The sequence below is a fragment of the Kitasatospora cineracea genome (assembly GCF_003751605.1).
Classification (GTDB): domain Bacteria; phylum Actinomycetota; class Actinomycetes; order Streptomycetales; family Streptomycetaceae; genus Kitasatospora; species Kitasatospora cineracea.
On the sequence record NZ_RJVJ01000001.1, the window covers coordinates 2,059,088 to 2,075,909 of the forward strand.

The 16,822-nt window shown below is 75.6% G+C and carries 13 protein-coding genes; 11 read left to right on the plus strand and 2 right to left on the minus strand.

Features of this window, described 5'->3' with window-relative positions; genetic code table 11:
- Positions 1–28 precede the first annotated feature (28 nt).
- From EDD39_RS09450 to EDD39_RS09500, 10 genes are all read left to right on the plus strand, one after another.
- Positions 29–3,250 (plus strand): toxin glutamine deamidase domain-containing protein, encoded by a 3,222-nt coding sequence (locus EDD39_RS09450; RefSeq protein ID WP_123554785.1) that lies wholly within the window; start codon positions 29–31, stop codon positions 3,248–3,250.
- Positions 3,247–4,524 (plus strand): SUKH-4 family immunity protein, encoded by a 1,278-nt coding sequence (locus tag EDD39_RS09455; protein WP_123554787.1) that lies wholly within the window; start codon positions 3,247–3,249, stop codon positions 4,522–4,524. The genes EDD39_RS09450 and EDD39_RS09455 overlap by 4 nt, the downstream gene beginning before the upstream one ends.
- Before the next feature lie 49 nt (positions 4,525–4,573).
- On the plus strand, positions 4,574–5,527 hold the full coding sequence (locus EDD39_RS09460) for a Ppx/GppA family phosphatase (RefSeq protein WP_123554789.1): 954 nt from the start codon (positions 4,574–4,576) through the stop codon (positions 5,525–5,527).
- A 105-nt stretch (positions 5,528–5,632) separates the two neighbouring features.
- Positions 5,633–8,743 carry a hypothetical protein gene (locus EDD39_RS09470; protein WP_162869983.1) on the plus strand — a complete coding sequence of 1,037 codons (3,111 nt, stop codon included), beginning with the start codon at positions 5,633–5,635 and terminating at the stop codon, positions 8,741–8,743.
- Between the two features lie 216 nt (positions 8,744–8,959).
- Positions 8,960–9,787, plus strand: coding sequence for a sugar phosphate isomerase/epimerase family protein (locus EDD39_RS09475; RefSeq protein ID WP_123560280.1), 828 nt, complete (start codon positions 8,960–8,962; stop codon positions 9,785–9,787).
- Positions 9,788–9,846: 59 nt separating this feature from the next.
- Complete coding sequence (locus EDD39_RS09480) at positions 9,847–10,317, plus strand: cupin domain-containing protein (RefSeq protein ID WP_123554796.1); 471 nt, start codon at positions 9,847–9,849, stop codon at positions 10,315–10,317.
- Positions 10,314–10,712, plus strand: a complete 399-nt coding sequence (locus EDD39_RS09485; RefSeq protein ID WP_123554798.1) for a VOC family protein — start codon at positions 10,314–10,316, stop codon at positions 10,710–10,712. The genes EDD39_RS09480 and EDD39_RS09485 overlap by 4 nt, the downstream gene beginning before the upstream one ends.
- A gap of 10 nt (positions 10,713–10,722) precedes the next feature.
- Positions 10,723–11,505, plus strand: a complete 783-nt coding sequence (locus tag EDD39_RS09490; RefSeq protein WP_162871572.1) for a class I SAM-dependent methyltransferase — start codon at positions 10,723–10,725, stop codon at positions 11,503–11,505.
- Positions 11,506–11,630: 125 nt separating this feature from the next.
- A complete protein-coding gene (gene ilvD / locus EDD39_RS09495) occupies positions 11,631–13,475 on the plus strand; it encodes a dihydroxy-acid dehydratase (RefSeq protein WP_123554800.1) in 1,845 nt (614 codons plus the stop codon).
- A 77-nt stretch (positions 13,476–13,552) separates the two neighbouring features.
- Positions 13,553–14,074: a hypothetical protein gene (locus tag EDD39_RS09500; RefSeq protein WP_123554802.1), complete on the plus strand. Its 522-nt coding sequence runs from the start codon at positions 13,553–13,555 to the stop codon at positions 14,072–14,074.
- A 7-nt stretch (positions 14,075–14,081) separates the two neighbouring features.
- Here the strand turns inward: EDD39_RS09500 and EDD39_RS09505 are convergent, their stop codons facing one another.
- Positions 14,082–15,314: an SCO2583/SCO2584 N-terminal domain-containing protein gene (locus tag EDD39_RS09505; protein ID WP_148089417.1), complete on the minus strand. Its 1,233-nt coding sequence runs from the start codon at positions 15,312–15,314 to the stop codon at positions 14,082–14,084.
- A 60-nt stretch (positions 15,315–15,374) separates the two neighbouring features.
- Complete coding sequence (locus EDD39_RS09510; protein ID WP_162869984.1) at positions 15,375–15,818, minus strand: hypothetical protein; 444 nt, start codon at positions 15,816–15,818, stop codon at positions 15,375–15,377.
- A 175-nt stretch (positions 15,819–15,993) separates the two neighbouring features.
- On the opposite strand from EDD39_RS09510, the gene proC reads away from it, so the two are divergent.
- On the plus strand, positions 15,994–16,821 hold the full coding sequence (gene proC, locus EDD39_RS09515; RefSeq protein ID WP_123554808.1) for a pyrroline-5-carboxylate reductase: 828 nt from the start codon (positions 15,994–15,996) through the stop codon (positions 16,819–16,821).
- Position 16,822 lies beyond the last annotated feature (1 nt).

The following is a 16,822-nucleotide window of genomic DNA, read 5'->3' on the forward strand; positions in this document are numbered from 1 at the left end:
CGAGCCGTACCACCCGAAGGGGGAGCACGTGTCCAGGAACCTGCCGGAGGAACTCGCCCCCGCGCTGGCGCGGACCGGCCACGCGTGGCCGCAGGCGGACGAGGACGGGCTGCGCCGGGCGGCGGGCCTGTGGCGCGAGTTCGGGTCGGAGGCGGACGCCCTGGTGACCCGCGGCGCGGCCTCCGCGCAGCGGGTGTCGGGTGAGAACAAGGGCCCCGCGGTGGAGGCGTTCGCCGACCACTGGCGGCAGTTCAGCGGCGGCGGGCGCGGCCAGCTGGACGACGCCGCGGCGGCGGCCGCGCTGGTGGCCGCGGCCCTGGACAAGGCGGCCGGGGCGGCCGACCAGGCCAAGGCCGACATCATCGCGGTGCTGACCGAGCTGACCGAGAAGATCCGGGCGGCGGACGCGGCCGAGGCCAAGGCCAAGGCGGACATCGCACAGGCCGGCAAGGAGGCCGCCACCGGACTGGGCGGCCTGGTCACCGGCGCGGTCGGCGCGGTGGTCGGCGCGGTGAAGGAGGTCGCCGCCGAGGCCGAGGAGCTGGCCGCGGTCGAGCACGCCAAGGTGAAGATCGGCCAGCTGCTGGAGCAGCTCGGCCGGGACATGGGCGAGGCCGCCAAGTCGCTGGCCAAGGAGCCGCCGCTGGTCGCGCTGGAGCGGATCGCCCAGGCCGACGGGCGGGGCCTGCACGGCGAGCAGCGCGAGACCTCGATGGCGGCCCGCTCGGGACAGGTCACCGGGGCGCTGGCGAAGGCCGGAGTGGCCCGCTCGGTGGAGGTGGCCTCGGTCGCCGGCCTGCACGCGGACGTCAAGGCCGACGGCACGGTCCGCACCGACCGGCACGGCAACCCGGTGCTGGTCGGCGAGGACGGGCAGCGGGTCAAGGGCGTGGACGGCCTGACCGTCACCCAGGGCCCGGACGGCAAGCAGCAGTTGGTCGGCCCCGACGGCACCCCGGTCAGCGGCGTGGCGATGGGCGAGGACGGCAAGCCGCTGCTCGGCTCGAACGGCAAGCCGCTGCTGGTCGGCCTGGGCGGCGCGATCCTCGGCACCGGCATCACGCTGGCGCTCGGCCTCAACGGCAAGCCCGAACTCGGCGACGACGGCCACCCGGTGATGATGGCGGCCGACGGCACCCAGGTCTCCGGCCTGGTCGCCGACCAGAAGGGCCACCTGCTGGCGGGCCAGGACGGCCAGCCGGTCACCGTGGACGCCTCGGGCCGGGCCACCGGCCCGGGCGGGCAGGTGGTCCAGTTCGGCGCGGACGGCCGCCCGCAGGAACTGCTCGGCGCCGACGGCAAGCCGGTCACCGTGCTGGACGGCCAGCAGCAGAACGGCGGCCCGTTCCAGGACGGCCCGCAGCACGGCCACGGCCACGGCGGCCTGAACGGCACGGGCAACGGCACGGGCATGGGCAACGGCCACGGCGCCCAGGGCCCCGGCGGCCTGCTCACCGACCTGACCGGCAGCGTCACCGACAACGTCACCGGCGTCACCGACACGGTGTCCGGGGTGACCCAGAGCGCCCTGGGCGACCGCCCGCAGCACGGCCAGTCCGACACCGGCGGGCACCGCGGCGGCTACCAGGGCGGTGGCGGCGGCTCGCACGGCGTCTCCTACGGCGGCTCCTCGGCGCCCGCGTACAGCGGCCCGTCCGGCGGCGGCTCGTACGGGGGCGGCGGCGGTTCGTACGACGACGGCGGCTCCTACGGCGGCGGCTCCTACAGCGGCGGGGGCGGCGGCCACAGCGCGCCGGACCGCGGACCGCTGTCGGTGCACGTCGACTCGGTGCTGGCGCCGCCCGCGCCGAGCGCCCCGCCGGTGGTCGGCGGCGACATCTGGTCGACCGGCGGCGGCTCGTACGGGGGCGGCGGCGGCCACCACGCCGCGGACCCCGGCTCGTCCTTCGGCGGCTCGGGCTCCTCGGGCGGCTCCTCGTTCCAGCTCGGCCCGGTCGGCGGCGGCGGGTCCGCCCCGGTCGGCGGCGGCATCCCGGCGGGCACGCCGGTGCCGGGCGCCCCGGTGGCCGGTGCGGGCCCGGTGGGCGGGCCGGTCGGCGCCGCTCCCGGCGGCGCGGCGGCGGTGCCCGGCGCCCCGGGGACTCCCGGTGCGCCCGGCGCGGTGGCGGGCCCGGTGGGCGGCGCGGCCGGTGCGGTCGGCGCCCCCGGTGCGACCGGCGTGGTCGGCACCCCCGGCACGGCCGGTGCGTCCGGCGGTTCGGCCGCGGTGGTCGGGGTCGGCCAGACCCCGGTCGGCGGCCGGCCGGCGGCGGGCGTCCCGGTGCCGCCCGCGGGCGGCGGCGGGATCGGCCAGCACGCGCCCGGCACCCCGGCGCGCGGCTACGAGCCGCTGTCGGACGTCCGGCGCCAGGCGGGCCAGGACGACCAGGGCCTGCCGGTGCACCCCGGGCAGGCGTCCGCGGCCTGGCTGGTGATCGCGGGCGGGCGGCGCTCCGGCGTCGCGGGCCCGCTGCCGGCCGGCGAGCGCGAACGGACCCTGGCCGACAGCCGCCCGTACGGCCTGCCCGGCGGGCTGGGCCCGGTCGACCCGGCGCACCAGGCCGAGGCGGTGCGCCGCACCCCGGTGCCCGCGCCGGACCCGATGGTCGGCGAGTGGATCGAGGTGCTCAACGGCGGCGGCCCCGCCGAGAGCGGCCGCGCCAACAACTGCGTGGACGTGTCGCTGTCCGCCGTGGACACCCTCGGCGGCGTCCCGACCTGCGCCGCGCCCCGGCTGCCCGACGGCCCGGCCGGCGAGCGCGGCGGCCGCGACCGCGCCGAACTGGAGCTCGGCACCCGCTTCCTGGACCTCGGCGACGGCACCGACGCCCACGGCAAGCTCGGCCAGGCCCTGCTCGCCCACGGCACCGGCACCCGCGCGGTGCTGCTCACCGTCGACGCGTTCGGCCGCTCGCACACCTGGAACGCCGTCAACCACAAGGGCGTGCTCAGCTACCTGGACCACCAGACCGGCTACGCCGCGCCCACCCCGCTCTACCCGGCCGACCACGGCCTGTGGGCGATCGCGGTGGACGCCGCCGACCGGCCGATCGACCTGACGGCGCCGCTGCCCGCCACCGTCGCCGTCCCGGAGCACGCCCCCGAGCGGGAACCCGCCCTGGTCGGTGCGGCCGGGCCGGAGGCCGGAACGGACGGGGCCGCCGAGGAGGCCGCCCCCGCCGACCGGCCCGCGCCGCCGCGCTCCCGGCTCACCATCCACCGCACCACCACCGGGAGCACCAGCCGATGATCACCCGCGAGCAGGCCCTCGCCACCGCCCACCGCTGGGTCAACGGCGACCTCCCGCAGGAGGGGGCGCGGCCTGTCAGGTGCCACGAGTTCGACCTCGGCTGGGTGCTCTGGCCCGAGCCCGCGCCGGTCCTCACCGACCCGCTGACCGGCGCCCGCCGGGCCCCCGAGGAGATCGGCGCGGCCTGCGCCGTGGTCGACCGGGTCACCGGCGAACTCGTGGTCTACCCGTCCGTCCCGGTGCCGGTGGTGGAGCAGCTGCACCGCGACCGGCTCGGCGCGGGCAGCCACAACCCGGCGCTGCCGCCGGTCACAGGCCCGGGCACCCGGGCCACCCTGAGCTACCTGGACGACAAGGACCGGCCGCAGTCGCTGACCGTCCGCTCCGCGCACGGCCACCCGCACCCCGCGCTGCGCGCCCGGCAGCAGCTCGCCGCGCAGGGCGTCCCGGCCGAGAAGCTGGTCGCGCTCCGCACCGACCTGCGGCTGTCGATGCTCCCCGGCAGCTACTCCGAGCAGGCCGTCGCCGAGCAACTCCCGGGCGTGCGGCTGGAGTTCGAGCAGCCGTACGGGCCGCGCCACGACCACCGGGCGGCCGCCGTGCGGGCCCTGGCGGCCCGTTCCCGCAGCGCCTACAACCGGGTGCCGTTCCCGCCCGCGGTGCCGCCCGCCCAGCCCGAGGACGAGACCGGCCTCGGCAAGCGGCTGGCCGCGCTGTTCGGCGAGGACGGGGTGCGCCGCTTCGAGCCGACCGAGGTGCTCGCCGCCGACCTGCCCGAGGCCGTCGGCCGCCCGCTGTGCCGGACCGGCCTGCCGCGCGAGGCCCCCGGCTTCTTCACCCTGTACCTGCCGGAGGCCGACGGCATCGCCGAGCAGGCCGCCCCGCCGCTGCCCGACCTCGCCGAGCACCTGGCCGCGCTCGGCCGGGGCCGCCGGGCCACCGCCGCCGCCCGGGCCGCGCTGCTCGGCCAGCGCGTGCTCGGCACCGACGGCTGGGCGCTGCTCACCGTCGACACCGCGCAGGGCCGGGTCCGGGCGGTCGACCCGGACACCTGCGAGGCCCGCTACTGCAACGCCGACCTGACCGCCTTCCTCCGCTGCCTGGCGCTGCTCGCCGAACGCCGCCCCCGGCTGCGCGACCTGCCGCCCGAGCAGGCCGGCCCGGCGGTCGCCGAGTTCCAGTGGGCGCTGGCCGCGCTGGACCGCACCGCGCTGCGCGGCCCGGAGAACTGGTGGGCCGTGATCGTCGAGCAGCTCTGGGACGGGATGCTCTGATCCCGCCCGTATCCCCGGCGGTCACCGGGGTGGGCTAGGTTGGACGGTCATGCGACTCGGTGTGCTCGACGTAGGCTCCAACACCGTCCACTTCCTCGTGGTGGACGCCCACCCCGGCGCGGCCCCGCTGCCCGCCTACTCCCACAAGGCCGAACTGCGCCTCGCCGAGCTGCTGGAGGACGACGGGGCGATCAGCGGAGCCGGGATCGAGCGGCTGGTCTCGATGGTCGCCTCCTCGCTCCGGGTCGCCGAGGACAAGGGCGTCGTGGACCTGCTGCCGTTCGCCACCTCCGCGGTCCGCGAGGCCAGCAACGGCGAGGAGGTGCTGCGCCGGGTCGAGGCGGAGACCGGCGTCGCGCTCACCGTGCTGTCCGGGCAGGACGAGGCCCGGCTGACCTTCCTGGCCGTCCGCCGCTGGTTCGGCTGGTCCTCGGGCCGGCTGCTCAACCTGGACATCGGCGGCGGCTCGCTGGAGATCGCCTGCGGCCTCGACGAGCAGCCCGACGTCGCCACCTCGCTGCCGCTCGGCGCCGGCCGGCTCACCTCCCGGCTGCCCGGCGAGATCGCCGACCCGGGCGACCTGCGCGAACTGCGGCGGCACATCCGGGCCGAGATCGCCGGCGCGGTCGGCGACTTCGCCCGGCTCGGGGCGCCGGACCACTCGGTGGCCACCTCCAAGACCTTCAAGCAGCTGGCCCGGATGACCGGCGCCGCCCCCGAGGGCGCGGGCGTGCGCGTCCCGCGCCGGCTCACCCGCTCCGGCCTCTCCGCGTGGCTGCCCCGGCTCGCCGCGATGACGCCCGCCGAGCGCGCCCAGATCCCCGGCGTCTCGTTCGGCCGGGCCCGCCAACTGCTGGCCGGGGCACTGGTCGCGGACGCCGCGATGGACCTGTTCGGCCTGGAGGAGCTGGACATCTGCCCGTGGGCGCTGCGCGAGGGCATCATCCTGCGGCGGCTGGACGCGATGGACGGGCACGAGGGCCGGGTGGCGATCGAAGCCTGACCGGGTATCAGTTCGGACAAGTACGAAACAACCCTCCCCTCGTTCGGGCGCGCATCGCTAAACTCCGCTTGTTTTGCCGGGGTTTTGCTCGTGGGGGGAATGTCGTTGTCCGTTCTGCCGTCCGACCGCCGCTACAGAGCGGTGGTGCTGAGCACCGCCGGGGCGCTGGTGCTCGCCGTCCTGGTGGCGCTGGCCGTCCTGCTCCCCGGGAAGGACACCTCGCCCACCGCGGCGGCCGGTGCGCCGAGCCCGTCCGCCACCGACTCCGCGAGCGCGTCGCCGTCGGCCCCGCCGCCCGCGACCGCCACGCCGTCCCCGACGGCCCCCACCACGCCGGAGCCGGCGGCCACCCCGACCGACGGCACGGGCACCGGCTCCACCGGTGCCGACGACGGCACGGACGAGGGCTCCGACGACGGCACCGGCTGGACCGGGTCCACCGGCTCGTCCGGTTCGGCCGGCGGCCGCAGCGGCGGGAACAGCGCCGTCCAGATCGGCAACCCGGGCAACTCCGGTAACGCCGGAAACCCGGGTAACTCCGGCAGCACGCCGACCCCGACGCCGGGCCCGACGCCGACGCCGACGCCCACCCCGACGCCGGGGCCGACCCCGACCCCGACGCCGAGCCCGTCCGCCTCGGGCGCCTGCCCGGCCGCGCTGGCGCCGCACACCGTGGTGTCCTGCCGCATCGCCCCGAACACCGACACCTCCTTCACGCTGCGGCTGCCGAAGGCCGACGACCTGGTGATCGTCCAGCTGGTCACCCCGCTGTACGGGACGCCGCCCCGGCTGTACGCCCCGGACGGCACCCAGATGCCGTGCGACGTCTCGCCGAGCACCTACGGGTTCGGCGGCCCGGCCCGGTGCACCAGCGGCCCGGCCGGTGACTACACGCTGCGGATCAACAGCCACAGCGCGGACCCGGTCGAGGTCTCGCTGTCCTACCTGGCGGTGCTCTCCGGCGACGACTGCGTGACGGTCACCGCCGCCGACCGCACGCTGGGCGCCCCCACCGTCTACAGCGGCGCCGTGCCGGCCGGCCTGGCGGGCAACTGCTACGCCGCCGACTTCGCCCCGGGCGAGCGGGTCCGGCTGCTGCGCCCCGACAACGGCCACTACGTCGACGCGACCCTGTTCGACGGCACCGGCAAGGCGGTCTGCCGCACCGACGGCAACGCCTACCTGGACTGCGCGCTCACCGGCACCGGCCCGTACCGGGCGGTCGTCCAGCGCGGCGAGGGCGTGGAGGGCACCTACCAGCTGGCGCTGTCCCGGTTCTCGCAGCCGCAGGGCTGCCCGGTGGTGCAGCCGCAGGCCTACGGCGAGGACGTCGCGCTGGCCGACACCGCGCGCTGCCGGATCCTGCGGGTCCCCGCCGACGGCCACTACTCCTACCGCGGGCTCTACCCGGACGGGGTGGCGTCCGGCCACGTGTACGCGGCCGACGGCACCGAGGTCTGCAAGACCGGGGACTGCGACCTGACGGCCGGCGACTACACCTACACGGTGCGGCCGGACATCCCCCGGCGGGCGAACGGGGTGGTGCTCCGCTCGGCCACCGAGACCCGGGGCTGCACCCCCGTCCGGGACGACCAGCTGACCTCCGGCTCGGCCGTGGACTCCTTCGGCGCGATCGGGCAGGACCGCTGCCTGACCCTGCCGACCGCGGCCGGCGAGGCCGTCTACCTGATGAACCGGACGCCCGAGGACGGCACCAGCGTCGCCCCCGCGGTGCTGGACGCCACCGGCGCGGTGACGTGCGCGGCCGGCTACGCCGACCAGCTGTGCCGGCTGTCCGGCACCGGCCCGTTCCGGGTCGTGATGGTCTCCAACCGGGTGGCCGACTTCCGGCTGGTGGTCCAGCGGCTCGGCGACACCTCGACCTGCGCCCCGTGGGCCGCCTCGGCCTACGGCAACGGCAAGAGCCAGGCGGGCACGGTGTCGGCGGTGGGCCGGATGGCCTGCCTGACCGTCCCGGCCGACCACCCCGCCCGCGAGCTGGTGGGCTACCGGCTGGGGAGCACCAGCCTGGTGGACTCCAGCCTGCGGCTGGTCGACGCCACCGGCCGGGAGACCTGCCGGATCCTCTCCGGCGCGGCGGGCGTGTGCACCACGCCGGTCGGCGCCTACACCGCGGTGCTCTTCTCCGACCAGGACTTCTCGGACTTCACGGTCGCCCGCCGGGACGCCACCGCGTCCGCGGTCTGCGACCTGGCCGAGCCGTCCGGCCAGGTCGGCGGCCGGGCCACCGAGGTCGGCTTCGAGTCGTCCACCGACGCGCACTGCGTCCCGTTCACCTCCGCCGCCGGTGACCTGTTCCAGGTGGAGGCCCGGCACGCCATCGGCGGCCAGGCCACCATGGTGAACGTGGTGGACGCCGCGGGCGGGCTGCTCTGCCACGGCTGGGGCCCCGACTGCCGGGTCGCCGGCGCGGGCCGCCACCTGGTGGTGCTGACCCCCTACAGCCAGGTCAGCGCGATGCCCAGGCCCACGGTGGACATCTGGAAGCTGGCCACCGCGGCCGGCTGGGCGCCGGAGTGCGCCGCCCACCCGGTCTCCGTCGACGCCTTCCCGCAGCGGACCGGGACGCTCACCGACACGGACACCGTCTACTGCGCGGTGCTCGACATGAAGGCCGGGCAGGACCTGAAGATCGACCTGCACGCCGACACCGGCAACCCGGACGACCAGCTGATGCTGGGCATGGCGGGCCGGGAGAACTGGTCCGACCGGACCAACCCCTACAAGTGCGTGTCCTCCGGCGTCGAGTCCTACACCTGCGCCTACAGCGGCGCGGGCACCGGCCACGCGGTGCTGCTGTTCGGCCCCGGCACCGCCAGGACCCCGCTGGCCTACACCATCGGCGGCACCCGGGCCGGGACGGGCATCGAGCGCTCCGGCGTCCCGCGGACGCTGACCCCGAACTCGGCCCTGCAGGACACGCAGGCCGAGGTGACCATCCAGGGCACCGGGCTCAGCATGAGCAGCCGTTTCCACTTCCTGATGCCCAGCGAGCGGGTCACCCCGCTCAGGATCACCCCGCTCTCGGCCAGCCCGGACGGCACCAGCCTGAAGGTCCGGATCGACTCCGAGGGCGTCTTCCCGGGCGTCTACGACCTGCTGGTCGACGGCGTCACCGGCTACGAGTACGGCGTCCCCTCGCCCGGCTACATCCCCAAGGCGTTCACCGTCCTGGAGCCCGCCGCCGTGAAGTGACCGCCGCCGTGAAGTGACCGCCCGCACCGCCGCACCCCGCACCGCACCACCGGATATCCGGCGGTGCGGTGCGGTGCGTCTAACCTGGTGGACGTGGCGGATTCAGCGGGCGGGCGGAGGACGGGGCGCGGCCCTCTGCCGTCGAAGGCGGCCCGGGCCGCCCGGGCGGCGCGGCGCAAGCTGGAGCGGGCGCCGCTGCTGCGCACCACGGACCGGCTGGTGCCGCCGCCGCACCCGGCGCTGCACGTGCCGGACACCAAGGTCGCGCTGTCGACCGCGTCGGTGTACCCGTCGACCACCGAGACGGCGTTCGAACTGGCCGCGCGGCTGGGGTACGACGGCGTCGAGGTGATGGTCTGGAACGACCCGGTGAGCCAGGACGTGGAGGCGCTGCGCCGGCTCTCCGACCGGTACGCGGTGCCGATCCTCGCGGTGCACGCGCCCTGCCTGCTGATCACCCAGCGGGTGTGGACCACCGACCCCTGGACCAAGCTGGTGCGGGCCCGGCGGGCGGCCGAGCGGCTCGGGGCGGACACCGTGGTGGTGCACCCGCCGTTCCGCTGGCAGCGGCAGTACGCGCGGGACTTCGTGACCGGGGTGAACCGGATGGCCGGGGAGACCGACGTCCGGTTCGCGGTGGAGAACATGTACCCGTGGCGCTACCGGGACCGCGAGGTGCTGGCGTACGCGCCGGGCTGGGACGTCACGGACGAGGCGTACCGGCACTTCACCGTCGACCTGTCGCACGCGGCGACCTCCCGCACCGACGCGCTCGGACTGGTCGACCGGATGGGCGACCGGCTGGCGCACGTGCACCTGGCGGACGGCTCGGGCTCGGGCAAGGACGAGCACCTGATCCCGGGGCGCGGCAAGCAGCCGTGCGCGGAACTGCTGGAGCGGCTGGCCCGCACCGGCTTCGACGGGCACGTGGTGCTGGAGGTCAACACCCGCAAGTCCGGCGGCCCCGCCGAGCGGGAGGCCGACCTGGCCGAGGCGCTGGCCTTCACCCGGCTGCACCTGGCCACCCCGCGGCCCGGGAGCTGACGGGCCCTCTGCTCACAAAGCGTGTGCGCCACGGGGGAGTTCGGCCTAGGGTCGGCCACATGATCAACCAATTCCCGGTCGAGCCGGTACGCGCCCACGAGGCCGAGACGTGCGAGGACCCGAGCAGCGTGATCGCGCTGCTGGGCGAGAACGCGGAGCACACCACCTACCGCTCCGGCTTCGCCGAGGGCGCGGTCGGCGCCCCCGCGCACTTCCACACCCGCGCCACCGAACTGTTCTTCGTGCTGGACGGCGCCCTGCGGGTGCTGGTCGACGACCGGGTGGTGCTGCTGGAGCAGGGCGACTTCCTGGCGGTGCCGCCGCGCACCCCGCACGCCTTCGCCGCCGCCAAGGGCCGCACCGCGGACGTGCTGTTCACCTTCACCCCGGGCCTGGGCCGCTTCGACTACCTGCGCCTGCTGGGCCGGGTGATGCGCGGCGAGGCCGACCCGGCGGAGATCCGCGCCTCGGCGGAGCGCTACGACAACCACTACGTGGACAGCCCGGTGTGGCAGGCGGAGCTCGCGTGATCGGCCCCGGCACCCACGTCCGGCACGCCCGCCCCTCCCGGGACCTGGCCGCCGCCGAACGCTTCTGGACCGAGGGCCTGGGCCTGTCGGTGCTGTGGCGCACCACCGAGCGGGTGCCCGGCGAGCACGACCTGGTGATGGTCGGCTTCCCGGGCGGCGGCTGGCACTTCGAGCTGACGCTCGACCCGGAGCGCCCGCTGGAGCCCACCCCGACCGCCGACGACCTGTTCGTGCTCTACCTCGGCGGCCCGGTGGACGAGGCGCTGGTGGCGCGGCTGGTCGAGGCCGGCGGCACCCGGGTCGCCGCGCACAACCCGTACTGGGACGAGCACGGCGTCACCGTGCGCGACCCGGACGGCTACCGCCTGGTGCTCTGCTCGCGCAGCTGGGCCTGAGGAGGAGACCGTGACCGAACAGGGGAACCCACTCGTGTACGACGCCAAGGCGCACGCCAACTCCTTCGGCCCGGTGGCCGCGCAGTACCAGGCCGCCCGGCCGTCCTACCCGGACGAGCTGTTCGACGAGCTGGAGCGGCTGGCCGGCCGCCCGCTGGCCGGCGCCGACGTGCTGGACGTCGGCGCGGGCACCGGCATCGCCACCCGGCTGCTGGCCGGGCGCGGCGCCCGGGTGGTCGCGGTCGAGCCCAGCCCCGGGATGGCCGCGGTGCTGCGCGAGGTCAGCCCGCAGATCCCGGTGGTGAAGGCCGCGGGCGACGAACTCCCGTTCCACGACGCCTCGGTGGACCTGGTGACGTACGCCCAGGCGTTCCACTGGACCGAGCCGGAGCGCTCGATCCCGGAGGCGGTGCGGGTGCTGCGCCCGGGCGGGGCGCTGGCCGTGTGGTGGAACGTCAAGGACTACCGGGTGCCCTGGCTGGCCGCCCAGCAGGAGCGGCTGACGGCGGCCCTGCCGTCGACGTACCACCACAACGGCGGGGTGAACGCCAGGCCCGAGAAGTTGACGGCCTCGGGCCTGGAGGTGCGCTCCGCGCGGCTGCGCTGGGAGCGGCGCGTCCCGGTGGACCAGGTGATCGACGACCTCACCTCCCGCTCGTACTTCGCGGTGCTGGAGCCGGAGCAGCGGGCCCCGGTCCTGGCCGCGGAACGGGCGGCGCTGCTCGCCGACTTCCCGGACGGCGAGGTCACCGAGCCCTACCTGCTGGACGTGTACGTGCTGCCGAAGCCGTAGTCCGGCCCGGCCGGGGCGCCCGACGGCGCGCCCGCACTGACCGCATCGCGGACACCGGGTCCGGGGGCGGCCGGTGCGGGCGTAGGCTCGACAGCCCCCGAGAGTCTCCTGAAGGAGCGGCAACGATGCCCCAGCTGAGGTCCAACACGGTCACCCAGGGTCGCAACATGGCGGGCGCGCGCGCCCTTCTGCGCGCCGCGGGCGTAGCCCGCGAGGACTTCGGCAAGCCGATCATCGCGGTCGCCAACTCCTTCACCGAGTTCGTCCCGGGCCACACCCACCTGCAGCCGGTCGGCCGGATCGTCTCCGAGGCGATCAAGCAGGCGGGCGGCATCCCGCGCGAGTTCAACACCATCGCGGTCGACGACGGCATCGCCATGGGCCACGACGGCATGCTGTACTCGCTGCCCTCGCGCGACCTGATCGCCGACTCGGTCGAGTACATGGTCAACGCGCACTGCGCCGACGCGCTGATCTGCATCTCCAACTGCGACAAGATCACCCCCGGCATGCTGATGGCCGCGCTGCGCCTCGACATCCCGACGGTCTTCGTCTCCGGCGGCCCGATGGAGGCCGGCAAGGCCACCCTGGTCGACGGAACCGTCCGCAAGCTCGACCTGGTCGACGCGATCTCCCAGGCGGTGAACGAGAACGTCTCCGACGCGGACATCTCGATCATCGAGGAGAACGCCTGCCCGACCTGCGGCTCCTGTTCCGGCATGTTCACCGCCAACTCGATGAACTGCCTGACCGAGGCGATCGGCCTCTCGCTGCCCGGCAACGGCTCGCTGCTGGCCACCCACACCGGCCGCCGCGCCCTGTACGAGCAGGCCGGCCGCACCGTCGTCGAGATCACCAACCGCTACTACGGCGGCGACGACGAGTCGGTGCTGCCGCGCAACATCGCCACCCGCGCCGCGTTCGAGAACGCGATGGCGCTGGACATCGCGATGGGCGGCTCCACCAACACGATCCTGCACCTGCTGGCCGCCGCCCAGGAGGCCGGGGTCGACTTCGACATGCGGGTGATCGACAGCATCTCCCGCAAGGTGCCCTGCCTGTCCAAGGTCGCCCCGAACGGCTCCTACTACATGGAGGACGTGCACCGGGCCGGCGGCATCCCCGCCATCCTCGGCGAGCTGTACCGCGGCGGCCTGCTGCACGAGGACGTGCACACCGTGCACTCCGACTCGCTCGCCGAGTGGATGAAGACCTGGGACGTCCGCGGCGGCTCCGCCTCCGCCGAGGCCGTCGACCTCTGGTACGCGGCCCCCGGCTGCGTCCGCTCCGCCGAGGCGTTCAGCCAGTCCGAGCGCTGGGACACCCTGGACACCGACGCCGCCGGGGGCTGCATCCGCAGCGTCGAGCACGCCTACTCGGTCGAGGGCGGCCTCGCGGTGCTGTACGGCAACATCGCCGAGGACGGCTGCGTGGTGAAGACCGCGGGCGTGGACGAGTCGATCTGGCGCTTCCAGGGCAAGGCCGTGGTCTGCGAGTCCCAGGACGAGGCGGTCGACAAGATCCTCCGCAAGGAGATCACCGAGGGCGACGTGGTGGTCATCCGCTACGAGGGCCCCAAGGGCGGCCCCGGCATGCAGGAGATGCTCTACCCGACCTCCTTCCTCAAGGGCCGCGGCCTGGGCAAGGCCTGCGCGCTGATCACCGACGGCCGGTTCTCCGGCGGCACCTCGGGCCTGTCCATCGGCCACATCTCCCCGGAGGCGGCCTCCGGCGGCGCCATCGCGCTGGTCGAGGACGGCGACTCGATCACCATCGACATCCCGGCCCGCACCATCAACCTCGACGTCTCCTTCGAGGAACTGCACGAGCGCCGGCTCAAGCTGGAGTCCGAGGGCGGCTACCGCCCGAAGACCCGCGAGCGGCACGTCTCGGCCGCGCTCAAGGCGTACGCGGCGATGGCCACCTCCGCCGACAAGGGCGCCGTCCGGGACGTCTCCAAGCTCGGCTGACCCCCGCCCGGGCCCGGGGCCCGCTCCGGAGCGCGTTGCTCCCGGGGCGGGCCCCCGCTCGTGGTGATAATCGGACCGTGACGACGACGAGCACGGCGGGACCGACCAGCACCGCGGACGGGGCACCCGCCCCCCGGCCGATCCGCTACTTCGGCACCACCTGGGTCCACCGCGGCACCGGCTACTGGCTGCGCCGCGTCGCGGTCTCGCTCGGCGCCCTCGCGGCCACCGCCGCCGGGGCGCTCGCGCTGCGGCTGGGCGTCTCCGGCGTCCGGCTCTCCGAGGCCGCCCCGCTCTCGCTGCTGCTGATGCTCGCCATCGGCGTCTGCTCGGCCCTGGCCGGCCTGCGGAACTGGAAGATCCTCACCGAGGGCAGGGACTCGCTGACCGGCTGGATGGCCGAGGAGAAGCCGCTGGCCGGAGTCTGGCTGATCGGCTTCGCCGGCGCCCTGGCCGTCTACTTCGCCCGCAGCCTGGTCGAGGCCCCCGGCGAGGGCCTCCGGCGGGCCGTCCACGACCAGGAGACCGCCACCTGGCACCGCCGCCGGGCCGCCCGCGCCGAGCGCGAGGCCCGCAAGGCGGCCCGGCGGCGGGCCTGAGCGTCCGTCAGCTGCGGGTCAGCGTGCCGCACTCCTCGCCGTCCTGCAGGGGCTTGGTCCGGTCGTACGGGTCGGTGGCCGGGCCGCTCGGCGCCGGGCCGGTCGCGGTCGCCCGCATGAACTCGAACTCGGGCTCCAGGTAGCCGGAGCCCGTGTCGCAGCGGTTGTTGCCGAAGTCGCTGCGGCCCTCGCCCAGCCGCGGCTTCCCGGGCGTCACCTTGTAGTGCTTCGGGTCGTAGAACCGGAAGTCCTGCACCCGGCGGACGATCTCCCGGTCCACCACCCGGCTGCGGTCCACCTGGGCCCAGGAGGCGGGCAGCGCGGTGCCGCCGTCGCCCGGGGAGGTCTTCCCGGCGTCCGGGCCGGGGCGCAGCGCGTACACGTAGGTCACGTCGGTGTGCACCAGCATGCCCTGCTCGCCGTCGCCCTCGAAGCTGATCCGGCCCTGCACCTTCACCTGGTCGGTGACCGGCACCGCCCGGGCCGGGTCGAAGCGGCTCACCCAGGAGGTCGGGTCGTGCTCGGCGCTCGGGTGCGCCAGCGCCGCGGCCAGGTCCTTGGCGTCCGGCCCGTCCATCAGGTCCAGGACGTGCTGGGCGCTGCCGCCCGACAGCACCTGCGGGTCGAGGTTGCCGGCGACCAGGTACGCCTTCACCGCCTCCACGTTCGCGGCCACCTGCTTCGCGCTGAACACGCCCGTGGCGGGCGTGCTGTCGGGCATCCCGATGCCCTCCACGCCGTTCGGCCACGCCTCGGCGGGCGAACCCGCCCAGGGGCGCTCCGGGGTCGGCACGTCCGGGTCCACGCTGGGCGCCGCACTGCTCGGCGGGGCGGTCTCCGCACCCACGGTGGGCAGCGCGGAGGACTTCGGCGGGAGCGTCGAGCCGTCACCGAGGGACGCCAGCCCGATCAGCACCAGCACCGGCACCAGCAGCAGCACCAGCGCGCTGCCCAGGCCCGGCCGCCACCGCGCCCGCGGGTAGCGCGCCACCGGGCGGGCCCGGCGGCGCCACCGGGAGCGGCGGATCTCCGTGACGGGGCGGACCTCCGTCGTCGGGCGCCACGGCCCGTTCTCCGGCGGCGGGTTGTTCTTCCACCGCTCGGTCAGCATCCGGGCCCGCCCGGACGCCTCCTTGTTCGTCGCGGACCGGACGAACTCCTCGTCCAGTACCAGTCCCTCGAAGGGGTCGTCGGGTCTGCCGGGGCCTTCGTCCGGCCTCGGCTCGTCTATCGTCGGCACGGCCGGAAGTATGCCGACCACCCCCGGCACGCCTGACACCGGGGGCGGAATGACGGGTCGTCAGCGCCTGCGGGCCGCCTTCACCGCGCCGACCACGCCCGCCACCGCCAGCAGGGCGCCGGCCGGCAGCAGCGAGGTGAACAGCGCCCCGAACAGGCCGTGGTCGCCCAGCAGCCACAGCGCCAGGGTGTTCAGCACCAGCAGCGCCCCGGAGGCCGGCAGCGCCGACTGCCACGGGTGCTCGTCCGCCCAGCGGCGCAGCCGCCGGTCACCGCCGCCGCGCAGCCGCCCGCCGACCGTGCCGACCAGGAAGAAGAAGAACAACCCCAGGCTCACCGGCCCGGACAGGATGCCCAGTGACCAGTGCAGGGTGACCACGTCCACCGCGAGCGCGGCCCCGCCGACCACCGTGCCCACCGCCGCAGCCGTCCGCCACGGTCCGAGCGTCGCGGCGGCGACGGCGACCTGGCGGTTCTCACGTCCTGACAACTCTCCGTGTCCCATGCCTCCACGGTGCTCCCGCCCGCCCCCGGAATCCAGAGCCCGCACCCCTGAGATTCCCCCTACGGGAGCCGGGGCGCGGGCGGGCCGACCGCAGGGTGGACACGTCCGTCGGGGCGGGGACGTCCCGGGGCAAGATGGCGGGCAGGAACCGGAACCGCAGCGCACGGAGAGTCCCATGAGCGACCGCACCACCGCCGGGCAGAAGATCGCCTTCCTCGGGACGGGCAAGATCGGCGAGGCCCTGCTCTCCGGACTGCTCCGGGCCGGCACCGCACCCGCCGACGTGCTGGTCACCGCCCGCCGCTCCGAGCGCGCCACCGAACTCGCCGACCGCTACGGCGTCGGCACCGCCACCAACGCCGAGGCCGCCAAGCTCGCCGACACCCTGATCCTCGCGGTCAAGCCGCAGGACATGGGCGCCCTGCTGGACGAGCTGGCCGAGCACGTGGCCGCCGACAAGCTGGTCGTCTCGGCCGCCGCGGGCATCCCCACCGCCTGGTTCGAGGAGCGCCTCGCCCCCGGCACCCCCGTGGTCCGGGTGATGCCCAACACCCCCGTGCTGGTCGACGAGGGCATGAGCGTCATCTCCGGCGGCTCGCACGCCACCGAGGCCCACCTGGCCCGCACCGAGGCGATCTTCCGCTCGGTCGGCAAGGCGCTGCGCGTCCCGGAGAGCCAGCAGGACGCCGCCACCGCGCTCTCCGGCTCCGGCCCCGCCTACTTCTACTTCCTGGTCGAGGCGATGATCGACGCGGGCATCCTGCTCGGCCTACCCCGGCAGGTCGCGCACGAGCTGATCGTGCAGTCCGCGATCGGCGCCTCGGTGATGCTCCGCGACTCCGGCGAGCACCCGGTCAAGCTCCGCGAGGCCGTCACCTCCCCGGCCGGCACCACCATCGCCGCCATCCGCGAACTGGAGAACCACGGCGTCCGGGCCGCCCTGCTCGGCGCCCTGGAGGCCGCCCGGGACCGCTCCCGGGAGCTGGCCGGCGGCGGCAAGTAGG